The organism is Ammoniphilus sp. YIM 78166 (genome assembly GCF_004522215.1).
Taxonomy (GTDB): domain Bacteria; phylum Bacillota; class Bacilli; order Aneurinibacillales; family RAOX-1; genus YIM-78166.
Genome location: NZ_SDLR01000003.1, coordinates 383,089 through 397,973, shown reverse-complemented (window position 1 = coordinate 397,973; position 14,885 = coordinate 383,089). Strand labels below are relative to the sequence as shown.

General features: G+C 50.1%; 12 protein-coding genes. All 12 read right to left on the bottom strand.

What is annotated here, in order from left to right:
- Positions 1-24: 24 nt before the first annotated feature.
- The 12 genes from larC to EIZ58_RS13390 all read right to left on the bottom strand — a co-directional run bounded on the left by larC (position 25) and on the right by EIZ58_RS13390 (position 14,877).
- On the bottom strand, positions 25-1,251 hold the full coding sequence (gene larC / locus EIZ58_RS13445; protein ID WP_134701308.1) for a nickel pincer cofactor biosynthesis protein LarC: 1,227 nt from the start codon (positions 1,249-1,251) through the stop codon (positions 25-27).
- 19 nt (positions 1,252-1,270) lie between these two features.
- Complete coding sequence (gene larE / locus EIZ58_RS13440; protein WP_134701307.1) at positions 1,271-2,068, bottom strand: ATP-dependent sacrificial sulfur transferase LarE; 798 nt, start codon at positions 2,066-2,068, stop codon at positions 1,271-1,273.
- On the bottom strand, positions 2,065-4,050 hold the full coding sequence (locus EIZ58_RS13435; protein ID WP_134701306.1) for a YjhG/YagF family D-xylonate dehydratase: 1,986 nt from the start codon (positions 4,048-4,050) through the stop codon (positions 2,065-2,067). The genes larE and EIZ58_RS13435 overlap by 4 nt, the downstream gene beginning before the upstream one ends.
- A 92-nt stretch (positions 4,051-4,142) precedes the next feature.
- Positions 4,143-5,030, bottom strand: a complete 888-nt coding sequence (locus EIZ58_RS13430; protein WP_134701305.1) for a fumarylacetoacetate hydrolase family protein — start codon at positions 5,028-5,030, stop codon at positions 4,143-4,145.
- Positions 5,031-5,095: 65 nt separating this feature from the next.
- Positions 5,096-6,562, bottom strand: a complete 1,467-nt coding sequence (gene gucD, locus EIZ58_RS13425; RefSeq protein WP_240689081.1) for an alpha-ketoglutaric semialdehyde dehydrogenase GucD — start codon at positions 6,560-6,562, stop codon at positions 5,096-5,098.
- A gap of 40 nt (positions 6,563-6,602) precedes the next feature.
- Complete coding sequence (locus EIZ58_RS13420; protein ID WP_134701304.1) at positions 6,603-7,367, bottom strand: SDR family NAD(P)-dependent oxidoreductase; 765 nt, start codon at positions 7,365-7,367, stop codon at positions 6,603-6,605.
- 17 nt (positions 7,368-7,384) lie between these two features.
- Positions 7,385-8,287 (bottom strand): fumarylacetoacetate hydrolase family protein, encoded by a 903-nt coding sequence (locus tag EIZ58_RS13415; protein WP_134701303.1) that lies wholly within the window; start codon positions 8,285-8,287, stop codon positions 7,385-7,387.
- A 119-nt stretch (positions 8,288-8,406) separates the two neighbouring features.
- Positions 8,407-9,177: an IclR family transcriptional regulator gene (locus EIZ58_RS13410; RefSeq protein WP_134701302.1), complete on the bottom strand. Its 771-nt coding sequence runs from the start codon at positions 9,175-9,177 to the stop codon at positions 8,407-8,409.
- An 89-nt stretch (positions 9,178-9,266) separates the two neighbouring features.
- A complete protein-coding gene (locus tag EIZ58_RS13405; protein ID WP_134701301.1) occupies positions 9,267-10,220 on the bottom strand; it encodes a U32 family peptidase in 954 nt (317 codons plus the stop codon).
- 14 nt (positions 10,221-10,234) lie between these two features.
- Positions 10,235-12,430, bottom strand: a complete 2,196-nt coding sequence (locus EIZ58_RS13400) for a dihydroxy-acid dehydratase domain-containing protein (RefSeq protein ID WP_134701300.1) — start codon at positions 12,428-12,430, stop codon at positions 10,235-10,237.
- 36 nt (positions 12,431-12,466) lie between these two features.
- Positions 12,467-13,732: a nickel pincer cofactor-dependent isomerase, group 22 gene (locus EIZ58_RS13395; protein ID WP_134701299.1), complete on the bottom strand. Its 1,266-nt coding sequence runs from the start codon at positions 13,730-13,732 to the stop codon at positions 12,467-12,469.
- Positions 13,733-13,800: 68 nt separating this feature from the next.
- Positions 13,801-14,877: a TRAP transporter substrate-binding protein gene (locus EIZ58_RS13390; protein ID WP_134701298.1), complete on the bottom strand. Its 1,077-nt coding sequence runs from the start codon at positions 14,875-14,877 to the stop codon at positions 13,801-13,803.
- Positions 14,878-14,885: the final 8 nt, after the last annotated feature.

The following is a 14,885-nucleotide window of genomic DNA, read 5'->3' as shown; positions in this document are numbered from 1 at the left end:
TAATTTTACCTCCTATGGTGGATTTCACTTTACCGCCCTCTGACTAGCTAGATTCAAAGCCTCTTGATAGATTTCTTGAAAAGGAAGCTCGCATTGCCGAGCGAGCTGGGCGACATCCTCAAACTCGGGTGCCTGATGAAGAACCTGTCCCCCCCTTATTGCCTGCTTGACACGAATCTTACCGTATGGGGTTTCCACACTTACAATCCTTCTATCAAGAATAGTTCGGGTCCATTCACTTCTTCTAACGCCAAGGGTGCTCGTTTGGATGAGGAGAACCTCCTCGCAACGACCCGCCTCGTCGGGTTGAACTAGGACCGTCATCAGCGTTCCAGGGCGATTCTTCTTCATGTACACCGGGGTATAGTACACATCAAGCGCCCCTGCTTCGAATAAGCGTTCCATCACATAACCCAAGGCTTCCCCTGTCATGTCGTCAACCTGCGTTTCCAAGACGATAATCTTCTCCCGTTCCCTGTCGCGTTCCTTTTGAATAAGGACCGCCCGCAAGACATTCGGATGCGCAAAATCCTTGTGGCCTGCTCCATAGCCGATGCGCTCGATCTTGACAGCGCCGATGGGCCCAAAATCCTTTACTAAAGCTTTCAGGATGCCAGCCCCCGTTGGCGTCGTTAGCTCGCCTTGCACTTGTAAATCAGCCAGCGGAATTCCCTTCAGCAGCTCCAATGTGGCAGGGGCGGGAATTGGATAAAGGCCATGTGCCATTTTCATTTTCCCTTGACCAGTCGGAACGGGTGAAGCATAGATCTCATCGACTTCAAGATTCTCGAGAGCCAAGCAGAACCCGATTGTATCGAGGATGGAATCCATCGCGCCTACTTCGTGAAAGTGAACCTCCTTGGGGTCGACACCATGAATTTTGCCTTCTGCCTCGGCAATCACCTGAAATATCGCCATACTCCGTTGTTTCACTCGCTCAGGCAATAGAGAATCGCTGATCATTTGGAGGATATCCTCCGCTTTTCGATGCTGGTGGTCGTCATGGCTAGCCATTTTAAACAGATAGGTTGGGGAGGGTTGCTGCCTCTCTTGCGCAGGGAACTCAATCAACAGCTTTTTCGCTGCAATTCCCCGTTTCTCCACCGGTTCTACTTCCAGCTCAAATGGATCAATCGGCAACTTCCTTAGATGCTCGAGAATATAGCCGAGATCTGCCCCTAGGTCAATCAAGGCGGCTAAAGTCATATCCCCCGCAATGCCGGAGATGCAATCCAGATACAGATTTTTCATTTCCCCGTTGCCTTCCCTTCTATAACATCTTATTCATACTCCCGCTCTGGTATCCGGCTAGATCTAGTGTGACATACGTATAGCCATAGGCCTGAATCGTAGCGTGGATCTTTTCGTGCCTCTCCAAGAGGAAGGGGATATCCTTAGGCTCCACTTCAATTCTAGCCGTCTCGCCATGCGTCCTGACACGGACCTGGTTGATTCCGAGACTTCTAAGATAGTGCTCGGCTTTTTCAATCTTGGACAATTTTTCCAGCGTAATCGTTTCTCCATAAGCAATCCGGGAAGATAAACAAGCAAATGAAGGCTTATTCCATGTAACCAAATTCAAAGCTTTAGAAAGCTCACGAATCTCGCTTTTGTACAGCCCCACTTCATGCAGGGGACCTCGGATTCCCAATTCCTTGGCTGCTTTTGTCCCCGGTCGATATTCGCCTGCATCATCTGCAATCAATCCGTAAACGATCTGGTTGAATCCCTTTCTTTCTAAGGCTGGAAAGAGCTCTTCAAACAAATTTTTCTTGCAGAAATAGCAGCGGTTTTTTGAATTTTCAGCATAGCCGGGAATAGCTAGCTCGGAGGTTTCCATGACCTCGTGATGGACACCGAGCTCCTGAGCGATTTTCTTGGCCTCCGCCAATTCAGACGATGGATATGTTTCGGAGTCCGCTGTAATGGCCAGCACCTTTTCCTTTCCTAGCGTGTCAATGGCTACCTTCAACAGAAACGTACTATCCACCCCTCCGGAAAAGGCCACGACTACACTTCCCATATCGGATAAAACTTCTTTCAATTTCTCATACTTTTCCGAAGTCATTCGTTATCTCCTCGTTCCTTTAACGCCTTCTTCCCTGCCTCGATGACCTCAATAATGCGCTCTACGTCGTAGACGCTCCCCTTCCATGTGCCTCCACTTACAGCTTGCAACGCAGCCCACAGTCTTGTGTCATCCGGCAAATCTGGGTCTGGCCTCAAGTCTGGATGCGGACCCCGACTCGCCAGGATCTTCTCCCCTTCCTCCGCGCCAAAGATGTCATCCTTCTGCCCCACGAAGTTCAGGCTCGCCGTCAAATCATTCCGATCAACGATAATCTCGACGATGTCTCCTGTACGAAGCTTGCCAATCGGTCCGCCCGCAAGCGCTTCAGGTCCGATATGCCCAATGCAAGCCCCGGTGGAAACTCCAGAAAAGCGCGCATCCGTTATCAGGGAGACGTATTTTCCGTAAGATAGATGCTTCAAGGCGGAGGTGAGCTGATAGGTTTCCTCCATGCCCGTGCCTGACGGCCCGCGGCCAATGACAGCCATAATATCCCCTTTTTCAATCTCTCCTCTTTTGATCGCTCCGATGGCATCCTTCTCAGCCGTAAATACCTTCACCTTTCCGGTGTGACGGTAAACGCCATCTTCATCGACTACTGATGGATCGATTGCGGTTGATTTGATCACGGAGCCTTCCGGGGCAATATTTCCGGTAGGAAAAGTGACGGTCGAGGTAAGTCCTCGGCTTCTGGCCTTCTCCAGACTCATGATCACATCATCCGGATTCACGCCGTCGGCTTCCTGCAGACGCTTCTTGACTTCAGCCCGACGCTCTGATGACTCCCACCAATCCAATACGGTACCTAACTTCTCCCCTGTAACGGTCAAGACATTTTCTCTTAATACCCCAAGCTTGCGAAGGTGCAACATCACCTCGGGTACGCCGCCAGCGAGAAACGCGCGAACCGTCGGGTGATGCGTAGGACCATTCGGCAGTACGCTGACGATCCTCGGTACTTCCCGATTCACTCGGCTCCAGTCTTCGACAGTCGGGATCGTACATTTTGCCGCGTGGGCAATGGCTGGAATGTGTAGCAGCAGATTCGTTGAACCGCCGAAAGCCGCGTGCAGCACCATCGCATTATGAATCGCATCATCCGTTAAGATATCCTTTGTCGTAATGCCGGCTTCTTCCATCCGGATCGCTGCACGTGCCGATTGTCGTGCCAATTCTGTCCAGATCGGCTGTCCGGATGGAGCCAAGGCCGAATGAGGCAGGGAAAGTCCTAGCGCTTCGGCAACCACCTGGGCGGTTGCAGCCGTACCAAGAAACTGACAACCTCCTCCTGGCGTGCCGCAAGCTCGGCAGCCCAAGTCAGCTGCATCCTGCAGAGAAAGCTCCCCATTGGCATAACGCGCTCCTATCGTCTGCACCTTTCCTGCGTCCTCCCCGTGGGTCGGCGGTAAGGTCACCCCGCCTGGTACGATAATCGTTGGCAGGTCATGCATAGCGGATAAGGCAAGCATGGTGGCCGGCAGCCCTTTATCACAAGTCGCGACGCCAATCACAGCCTTGCGCGTCGGCAGAGAGCGAATCAGGCGGCGATACACAATCGCTGCATCATTGCGGTAAGGCAAGGAATCGAACATCCCTGTGGTACCTTGGGAGCGCCCATCGCACGGATCGCTGACAAACGCGGCAAACGGCACGCCTCCCTTTTCTTTGATTTCTTCTGCAGCCGCTCTCATCAGAAGTCCCACTTCCCAGTGGCCCGTGTGATAGCCTAAGGCGATGGGTGTTCCGTCCTCGCCACGGATTCCGCCCTGCGTGCTTAAGATTAGAAATTGTTTCCCGTTTAATTCCGTCGGCTTCCATCCCATGCCCACGTTTTGCGTCATACCGAACAGATCGCCACTAGGCGAGTTCAGCAGCATGTCAGGCGTTAGGGGAAGGGAACCCGATGGGCCGGAGGCATGTGTCTCTAGTTTGTATAAGTCATTCTGCTGTGCTTCTCCCATTATATACTGCAGATTCATCCTATCGACTCCCTAAAAAGATATATGTGAAAATTTGAAGAAATACAGAAATCCCCCCTTCATCAAGGCGGATTCTCTGTTAGGTTTCCCTGCTACTTTTTCAATACATTAGTCAAGCTGCCTAGCTTTTCAATCTCTATGGTGACTTCATCCCCATCTTTCAGCCATACGCGCTCTTCTTCAGGATATCCGACGATTACTCCTTCCGGCGTACCGGTCAAGATAATGTCACCCGGATATAGCGTCATGTGCTGGGATATATAGCTGATAATTTCATCACAGTGGAAAATCATATCATCTGTATTGGAATTCTGGCGAACCTCCCCATTGACGGTCGTGCGGATTTTCAAGTCATTGGGATTGCCAACTTCATCCGCAGACACTAGGTAAGGACCGATCGGGCTGAAGCCATCGCAGGTTTTACCAAGCAGCCACTGCGAGCTTTTGAACTGCAGATCGCGCGCGGAAAGATCATTGGCGTTGCAATAGCCATAGACATAGCTTAGAGCATCCTCTTTTGACACATCCTGGGCGGTCTTGCCCATCACGATGACTAGCTCGGCTTCATAATCCACTTGGGTGGATTTCTGCGGCAGCTTCACCTCCTGCCCATGTGCAGCCAGCGCATTGCTGAACTTGCTGAACAAAAGCGGATCCTTGGGGTAAGCCATGCCGCACTCGTCTGCATGCTTTTTATAGTTCAGTCCGACACAGATAATTTTAGAAGGTTCAGGCACGCATGGTCCGAGGGTAAGCGTTGTTTCCTCTAAAAACAAGGCATCATCGGCATAAGCACGATCCGTCAATTTCGAGAGCAGGGCATTTCCTTCTTCCCCGCGGGAAATGAGCTCCGATACGCTCACCGGCGCATCCTTGAAATCCGCAAATTTCGAAACCGCTGCCTTGACATCCAAAATCCCCTTGTCTGTTTTGACACCTAGACCTAAATCTTCCCCTTTTTGAAACGCAACTGTAATCATGTTTTCTCCTCCTCGATTAGCCGAAGGGAACCCATAAAGGTCCCCTCAGCCTATATCCCCTATGGTTATGATTTAACAAACACCGTTTTGATCGCGGTAAAGAATTCAATCGCCGCCTGCCCCTGCTCGCGGGAATGGGAGCTGGATTGCTTCATCCCCCCGAATGGTGCCTGAAGTTCAACACCTGCACTTTCCGCGTTAATGCGAACAAGGCCGGCATCCATATCTTGAATGAACGAGAGCATATTCCCGATATTTTGGGTAAAGATCGAGGCGCTCAGCCCAAATTTTACATCGTTGGCGACATGAAGGGCTTCCTCGAAGGTATCCACCTTGATCAGAGCTAGAACCGGCCCAAAAATCTCTTCCTGGGCAATCGTAGAATCAGGGGTTGCGTTTTCAAATACGGTCGGTTCCACATAGAAGCCATCTGCCCATTCACCTTCGGTCAAACGGTTGCCCCCCGACAATAGGGTTGCTCCTTCGGAGATGCCTTTATCAATATAGGAAAGCACGGTATTCAACTGGCTTTCGCTAGAACAAGGCCCCATCCAAGTGTCCTGCTTCAAGCCATCGCCCACTTTAATTGCTTTCACCTTTGCAAGCAGCTTTTCTTTAAAGGTCTCGTACACCTCACTTACTACAATAGCTCGGCTGGTTGCTGTACATTTTTGTCCGGTGGACTTAAAGGCTCCGTTGATCGTTTGCTCCACGGCCAGATCCAGATCGGCATCTGCAGCCACGATGACCGGGTTCTTCCCGCCCATTTCCAGCTGGTATTTTGCCCCGCGCGCCAAGGCTCCTTGTCCAACGAGCTTACCCACTGAATCAGAGCCCGTGAAGGTGATCCCTGCAATATCCGGATGATCGATAAGGCCTTGACCAATCACTGAGCCGTTGCCGGTAACCAGGTTAACGACACCTGCAGGAAGCCCAGCAGCAGCAAACGCTTCAATGACCTTCGCCGCTGTTACGGCTGTTTCTTGAGCCGGCTTCAATACGACCGTGTTGCCATACACGAGAGCCGGCGCCATCTTCCAAATCGGAATCGCTACAGGGAAGTTCCAAGGGGTAATGATTCCGACAACGCCCAGCGGAACGCGGCTGGTAAACATGAGCGCTTCGCTGTCTGTAGAAGGGATGACATCCCCGATCTTGCGCATGCCTTCCCCGGCATAATAGCGAAGAATGGCTACGCCACGGGCCGTTTCTCCTTTGGCTTCGGGGAGCGTTTTACCCATTTCTCTGGTCATGGTTTCTGCGATATCATCCAGGCGCTTCTCCAATTCGTCAGCCACTTTATGCAAAAATTGGCCGCGTACGGAACCAGCAAGCTTCTTCCAAGCCGTTTGAGCCTTTTTAGCGGAAGCCACGGCAAGATCCAAGTCCTGCTTGGTTGATTTTTGGATGTACCCTACGATTTCCTTTTTATTGGCAGGATTTAGGCTGGCATCGACTTGTTGAGCTGAAGAATCCATCCATTCGCTATTAACATAATTTTGATAGGTTTTAGCCTCGGTTTGTACGGTCAATGTTCTCTCTCCAATCTTTTACAATCGTTATAATTAACTTCTAACGAGCGGTTAAGCCGCCGTCTGCCACCATGTTGCTGCCGGTAATAAAGGACGCTTCATCACCGGCCAGAAAACAAGCGAGATTGGCAATTTCCTCCGGTGTGCCCATGCGGCCAATCGGTTGGCGTTGCTGCATCTGGACTCTCATTTTTTGCGGATCCGGCTGATCAGCCAGAATTTTGGCAATCCACGGCGATTCGATCGTTCCTGGGGAAATGGAATTGACGCGAATGCCTTTCTCCGCGAAATCGGAAGCCACCGACTTGGTTAATCCGACAATCGCCGCCTTTGAGGCACAATACCCGGATCGGTTGAGTACACCTACCATCCCGGCGACTGATGAAATATTAATAATACTGCCCCGGATTTCTTTCTCGAGCATATGCTTGACGGCGTATTTGCAACCGAAAAAGGTTCCTTTGGCATTCACATTCATCATCAGATCCCAATCCGCTTCGCTCTGGTCGACGACGGTTCCTGCCTTGCCGATTCCGGCATTATTTATCATTATATCGACTTTTCCATATTTTTCGACTACGATACGGAAAGTAGTTTGCACTTGTTCTTCTTTCGTAACATCTAGGGCATAGAATGCCGCCGTTCCTCCTAAAAATTGAATCTCTTCCACTACACGGATTCCGCCTTCGTGATCGAGGTCGCAAATGGCTACAGTTGCTCCTTCACTGCTCAGCTTTTTGGCGATGGCTTCTCCGATTCCCGAAGCAGCACCCGTCACAATCGCAATCTTTCCGGCAAGTTTCATCTCCCGCTCCCTCATCTTTATTGAGCAGCTACAGATTTAGCCGCCTGACTCTTCACGGGGTTGTTCAGCACACCAATGCCGGAAATCTCGATTTCAATCCGATCGCCATCCTCAAGCGTGAATTCGTTGGGAGGAACAATGCATGTTCCGGTGAGAAGAACCGTCCCATCAAACAGCTCATTATCGCGAATTAAAAAGGATACCAATTCATCAAACTTTCTCTTCAATTGTCCCGTGCTCGCAGAACCTTCTACATTCAGCTCTCCATTTCGATAGATTCGGCAAGTGATCTTAAACGTATAGGGATCCTCCACGGTTTCTGCCAAGCGGATCGCAGGTCCAAGGGAGCAAGAATTCTTCCACATCTTCGCTTGCGGCAGATACAGTGGGTTCTCTCCCTCAATATCACGGCAGCTCATGTCATTTCCAATCGTGTATCCTACGATGTCCCCTCTCTTGTTAAGCACCAATCCCAATTCAGGCTCTGGTATCTGCCAGTTAGAATCACTGCGCAAGTAAACATCCTGATTTGGACCAACGGTACGCGCTGCGGTCGACTTGAAGAAGATTTCCGGACGTTCGGCATCATATACCTTATCATAGAAGGTTGTGGCATCAAGCTTCCCGCCAGTTGCCTCATAGTTACGCGCATCGCGGCTTCTTTCATACGTTACTCCGGATGCCCAAACCTCCGGTGCTTCAATCGGAACGATGATGTTTAACTCAGAAGCCTTAGCCTCGATCGGATTAGAGGTCGCGATCACTCCTTCTACTAACGCTAGCGGAGTCGTCTCTTGCTCTTCTGCCGTTCTTACGAGTTCCATAAAGTCTTGCTGAGGCAATACGTATACTTTTTCTTCATTAGTTAAGGCAGCAAGTGTAGGTACAGATTGTTCATTTAAGAAACGGATGATTCTCATAGGGATATTCCTCCAATTGTTTTTATAATATAAAACTCAGTTTTGATATATTGATATATTTTTAAGAGACTAGGACTATGAAGGAATCTTTAGGTACCCCTAACCCTAGACTCTTATTTCTATGATCTGGTGACAATACCATATCCCATTTCTACGGATATATCGTTTGCGGCTTTCTTGAGCATGTGGATAAATTCCTTCAGCATCTCATCATGAACGCGGGAGATTAACGTGGACATACTGATGGCAGCTATTGCCTGGCCCCGATAGTCAAAGATGGGAACAGCTACACAGCGGACTCCCGGTTCGTTTTCCTCCGTATCCATGGCATGACCCGCCTCGCGGACAAGAGATAATTCTTCCAAAAACTCTTCTTCAGAGCTTATGGTTCGGTCCGTCTGGGTCACGTAGTCGTAGTTGGTCAGGATCCTATGAATCTCATCCTGATTGGAAAAGGCAACTAACGCCTTTCCAACGGCACTGCAATGTACGGGAATTCTCCTCCCGATTCGGGAATATAAAATAACGGCTTGAGGTCCCTCCACCTTATCGATATACACGCCTTCTTTTCCATCCAAGAGGACGAGATGCGTGGTTTGACCTGTTTTAGAGGATAGGTCCACTAGATATTTTTTTGCAATATGCCGGATATCCAATCCCTGAAGGACAAAATTTCCACGTTCAATTAGCTTCATTCCCAGCTTGTATTTTCCATTTTCGGGGTTCTGATCGATATACCCTTGCACCTGAAGCGTCTTGAGCAGAGAATGAACCGTGCTCTTGTGTAGTCCCATGCGTTCGCTTATATCTGTAATTTTTAGTTCTTGTTCATGCTCGTCAAATAAATCCAATATTTTCAAAGCACGCTCCACCGCCTGTATTATCGGCATTGTACCCACCCTTTGCTAGTTCTGCGCTTACGTTAATTCTACCATAAGGGAGTCGCTGCTACTAGGACTAAAGTATTTTGCCCGCTGTTCTACGGCTGCTCTGCATAGCTTTTTTTCGACACAGGCACCGCCAAACCAGCCGCACCTTTCTCTGAAGTTCTAAGATGAGGGGCATAGCGCTTGATCATATCCAGTCCGATTCGAGCCCGACGAACCCGCTCCTTGGCCAAGGCAATTGATGTGTTTTCAAGATGCGTTCCAGACGGATAGATGTTTGGAGAGTTGCGCAAGCCAAACTTGATATAAACAGGGGCTGCGACACGGATAATCTCTGGAATATCATAATGGCGAATAAAGCCGCCCACATCATCAGGTGCTTCCACGTAGATGTCAATCGGGAGGTCTACCGCTTGACGAATGGCAGCCAGTCGAGCTAACGTCAAGTCCGTAGGTACATTGTAGGTTCCAGCCCCCAGATCCTCAATGATCTTAATGGAAACCGGATTGGCATGCGCCATCTGTACGGAAATTTTCACGACCAAATCCTCTGGAAGCTCGCCTTGCTTCTTGAATTCGTTAACCAGCCATAATAGTCCCTCATCGGATACGAGCACGCTGCGTATTCCTTTGTCGCAAGCCCGCTTGATATCTTCAATGGAGTAAACGAGCTGATCCATTCCCTGAACGCGCAAGCCCTGGATTTTTCCATTGCTGGCCCATTGCATCGGCGTAATGTCCCAGCTTCCGCGAGGTCCGACAAACAGGCTGACCTCGAGGTTTTCACGCTTTCCGATCTCCGCCATTTGCTCTAATTCCTCATCCGTCATCAGCATGATGCCGCTTCCCTGTGAGATGCGGTGAATATCCACCCCATATTCCTTACAAGCTTCGACTACCGCTTCGAAGGTGGCAGGACCTTCCACGCTGGGGATCTCCACCCGGTATTGCGCCCCATCCGCAAAGGTTTTCGTGGAGCTCGGCAGCTCATGGCTATCCTTGCTTGGGAAACCTAGCTTTTCTATCATTCGTCTCGTTGCTTCCATTTTTGTATTCCCTCCTATTCTTGGATCATCTGCTTTTCGGGCAGGATAATATCTTTTTTATAATCTAGCTCTGCTTCTTCATAGACTGAAATCGGTACGACCCCGTTGGCGGCATCTGTATGAGCTAGCATGCGATTGCTCGCAGCGACTTGGCGCTGACGCTTTCGAATGCGCTCTAGTCTGGATTGGGCTAGCTCCTGACGCTCCGTCACGACATGATCAAAGCGGTATTCAATGGTACCGAAGCGGAAGGCCATTTCATTCAGGTATTGCACCTGACGCTCACGAAGGTTCAGATAAAGCAGATCGCCCGTTTCTAGATAAAGGATTCCTCCTCCTTGCACCGCCTCAGGAGTCATATGGCCGATGGCCGCTCCGTAGGTGACGCCGGAATAACGGCCGTCACTGATTAAGGTGGCAAGTCGCTTGAGTTTATGATTGGCATTGATGTGCTGCATCGGAGTGAACATCTCCGGCATGCCGAAGGCTAAAGGCCCTTGTCCGGAAACAACCACAGCCAGCTTCAGCGATCCGTTTTCCGTCATTTTGTCAAAGAGGGCATCATAATCTAGCTCTTTTAGTTCCTCGTAGCTTGAAGGTTCATTATTCTTGAGCACAGCTAATAGATTTTCATGGCTAAACTCTTGTTTTTCCTTGATTTTCTTCAATAGGTCGGGATCAAGCAATCCTCGGTTGGCATTCTCCTCATTCTCGTAATAGAGAACAAATGCAGCCTTCTTATCAAATTGATCGAGCTGTTCGGTCGTCATGCCGCTGATCTTGACGACGGCGGTCTCGAAGAAATTGCCGTTCAGCACATCGACTCCGCTGAAGGGGCGCCGAGGCTTAGCTAGGATGATCGGATTTTCCTGCACATGGGTTGCAGAAAGGCTATCCGGACGGCTTAATCGTTCACGCCAGGTCTTGCCTGCGACCGTCGGTGCATCCACATCCATCGGCACGCCATTCTCGATGAGTTCATAGATGACGCTCTCCATCCCCCTGCTCTTGCCGCTGCAGCATTGCATAGCTAAAGCAAAAATATCTCTTCCCTGCGTGAGGCTATAGTCGAATAGGTCTGGAATCGGAATTTCATGGTGGATACGATCATATTCGGCTAAGTTAAAGGCGTAACCTCCATAGAGCATTGCTGCTACCACATGCATCATCAGGTTGGTCGAGCCTCCCGTGGCGCTGTGGATGCGAATGGCATTGCGGATGTTGGTCGCCATTACGTTAGCTGCCCCGTATACGGGATTATTGATCATGACGCTCAAGCTATCGACGGCTTCATTAATTTGATGCTGCTCAGGCGGGGCCGTCAGCAGCTCCAGCGCAGGATGGACCAAGCCCAGGCCAGCTACCAGATGACGAGAGCTGTTGCCCGTCCCGTTAAACGCACATACTCCGCCTTTTCCGTCACAGGTTGCAACCGCCAGCCTCTTCTCGTAATCCTTATGTTGTTCTTTGGTGATGAGTCCTCGATTACGGGCTCTCTCCAGCACGCCTTGGAACGCCGTATTCGATGAGCACTGAAGGATGTAGGCCATCGCGTCTCTTAAATCATAGGCGAGATCCTGAACTCCCTGTTGATTCCATTGCTCGGCTAAGTTTTCCAGCTCGGTATATAAATCTTCTGGAATCGTCCCTCCTTGAAGCACATGCGCTGGCGCGAAGGTTGCAAAGAAAGGCGCTTCTCCCCTCTCCCGACGGACTCGATCCAGATGGGCCACTGCACTGACCACCCCTAGAGGCTGTTTATCGCAACCTTGGATGACAAAGGCACCATGGTAAGCATGAGATTCCACTTGATTGATGACCATCTGAGCCACGGCGTTACGGCTTTGTAGGGAATAGCTCATTCCCATGGTGTTCTGAGCTGTCCCATCACACATTACCGGGGTAGAAAAGTAAAAGGGAACTCCGCCATTCTGCCAGATCCGAATCGCAGCGCGGGCAGAAGTTAAATAATCCATCACATGGGCGGGATGATCAGGCGAACCGCCAATGATGGCAATCCGCGGAGCATTCGCCTCCAGGCGGTCATAGATCGCGTCGAGGCTCCAATCGGGAGCTGGCCCGTCATAGGAAGAACCAAGAATCAGCTTGGCCCGGTCAAGGAATCCGGCTACACATATCGGCTCATTCGCTTTGCCCTGGACATTAAAGTCATACGGGTTGATTGTGTTCATTAAAGGATATAATGTCATGAATGTCCTCTCCTCCTTCTTGCCTTTGTTTTTACATCATCCCTCTTTTTTGTTTATTAACGCGATTCGTTCCGACTCGCTCAGCACCTCGATATCCTTGTTTTCCAAAGCTTCTGGAAGCAAGCTCTCCGAAATCCAAATTTCCTTCAGGTGCAGAGTATTTTCGATGCGGACCACTCGAGCTTGATGCATGTCGAATGCATTGCAGGTTTTAATTGCCGCTTTAACCGCCAGCTCCTCCGTATCGAGGGCCATCGGCATTTTAACCACAGTGGTTACCGTACTAGTTAAGGCGTTTGCGTATCCCTTTTCTTTTATCGTATCGTTCAACACATTGCTAGTCGTAATATCCGCAAGTCCTATTCCATTCGCATTGCCATGGGTTTTTTCCGTTAATCCCAGTACCACAATGCGTGTGACCTGCGGTCCTCCGCTGGCATAAGGCGTTGCGTAACGTCCTGTGATGTTGGGGTCCATGCCATCACCGGAAATGTCTTTTCCAATCTCATCCACAATCAACACGTCTATAGGATCAAACATGATGCGAGGCATTAAGGCTTTGGCTTCTAGCAAGAGCTGTGGCTCTACCTCTTCTAATTGCTCAGATGGAACTGCCACAATTTTAGCCGGGCGATCATATGCATTTTCAATGGTCCCCAAACCGAAGATGATTGGGACTTTGGAAAGAGTGATCTTCGCCATCTGTGGAACATGCTCCGCCATGTACTTGAAGCTGTAAGCGTGAGCGGCCTCCGCTCCCTTTTGCTTGCCAAGGCCGATCGTAATCATCTTGAGCAATCCGCTCTCGACCGGTCCTCGGAAAGCGGTGTGGGGTTTAATGCGGTTAATCACAATCACTTTATCTGCTTCATAGGCGTGCTTATCTGTATAGACGGGGAGCCCGTTCGGCAGCTTTCCTACTTCTACGACATCCATGCTGGCTATGATAGGGGCCTCGATGAAGTCTTCCGTCACTCCCAGCTGTTCGAGTACATCGATTTGCCCTTCCGCCGTTGCCCCTCCGTGGCTGCCCATGGCTGGTACGATAAAAGGCTCTCCGCCCGCTGATTTTACAGCTCTTACGGTTTCGCGTGTGAGCAGTGGAATATCGGCGACCCCACGGCTACCGACTGCAATGGCCACCCGGTCTCCCTTGGCGATTCTCGAGAGGACATCCGCTTCTTTTATTGCGTCATGAACAGCTTGCTCCACATCTTTGATCTCGGGCGCGTGGAAGTTCTGCCGGATGCGCACCATCCTCGGAAGCGGAACATCGCGCAGCAACTCTTCTATAATAGTCATATTCAGAACCTCCGTCGACAATTTTCGGGTGGTGACAGGCACTGCCATCCCACCACCCTGAAAACTCACTACTTCCTTGCTTTTTCAATTTCAGCGTAAAGCTGCTTCACGAGATCTTCCCCGATTTCAGCGGCAAACTTATCAATCACAGGCTTAATGATTTCATTCATTTTTGCCTTTTCCTCTGCAGATACTTCATTGACCTTCATGCCTGCTGCCTTCAAACGCTCGAGGGCTTCTCCGTTTACTTGGCGGTTTAGCTCGCGTTGGTACTTTCCTGCTTCAATAGCGGAATCCTTCAAGATCGCTTTTTCTTCATCAGACAGCTGATCCCAGAACTTCTTGCTCACAAGGAAAGCAAAAGGGGTGTACACGTGCTGCGTCATGCTCAAGTACGGCTGGACCTCGTAAAATTTATTGGATTCAATCGTAGCAAGCGGGTTTTCTTGCCCATCCACCGTCTTGCTCTCTAATGCCGTAAAGACTTCAGAAAAAGCCATTGGGGTAGGGTTTGCCCCGAGCTTAGCAAAGGCTTCAAGGTGTACCGCGTTTTGCATGGTGCGGATCTTTAGTCCTTGGAAGTCTTCTGCTTTCTCCACTGGACGCTTACTGTTGGTTAGGTTGCGGAATCCATTTTCCCAATAAGTTAAACCGATCAAACCGTGATCTGGAAGCTTATCTAGCAACTGTTGGCCCACAGGTCCATCTAACACCGCGTCTGCTTCTTCCCCGTTGTTAAAGAGGAACGGGAAGTCGAGAATGGAATATTCCTTGACGATTCCTGTCATAGGGGAAGTGGACGGAATGGTAATTTCCTGCAGTCCACCCTGCAAAGCTTCCGTCATCTTCTTGTCATCGCCTAGCTGGGCGGCATAGAAGTTTTGCACCTTGATTTTTCCACCGCTCTTCTCTGCAACCAGCTCAGCGAACTTTTTCAAGCCTTGGCCTTGCGGATGGTCTTCATTCAAACCAATACCTGCTTTAATCGTCCGTTCTTTAATCTTGCTATCGGCCGCTTGCTCCTTAGAAGCCTCAGGCGTCGATGACGAAGGAGCGGTTTGATTTCCTCCCCCTCCGCATGCGCTTAGAGCCAGCATAGAGGAGACCAAAACACCTGCTGATAATCGATTAACCCACTTCTTCATAAATTCAT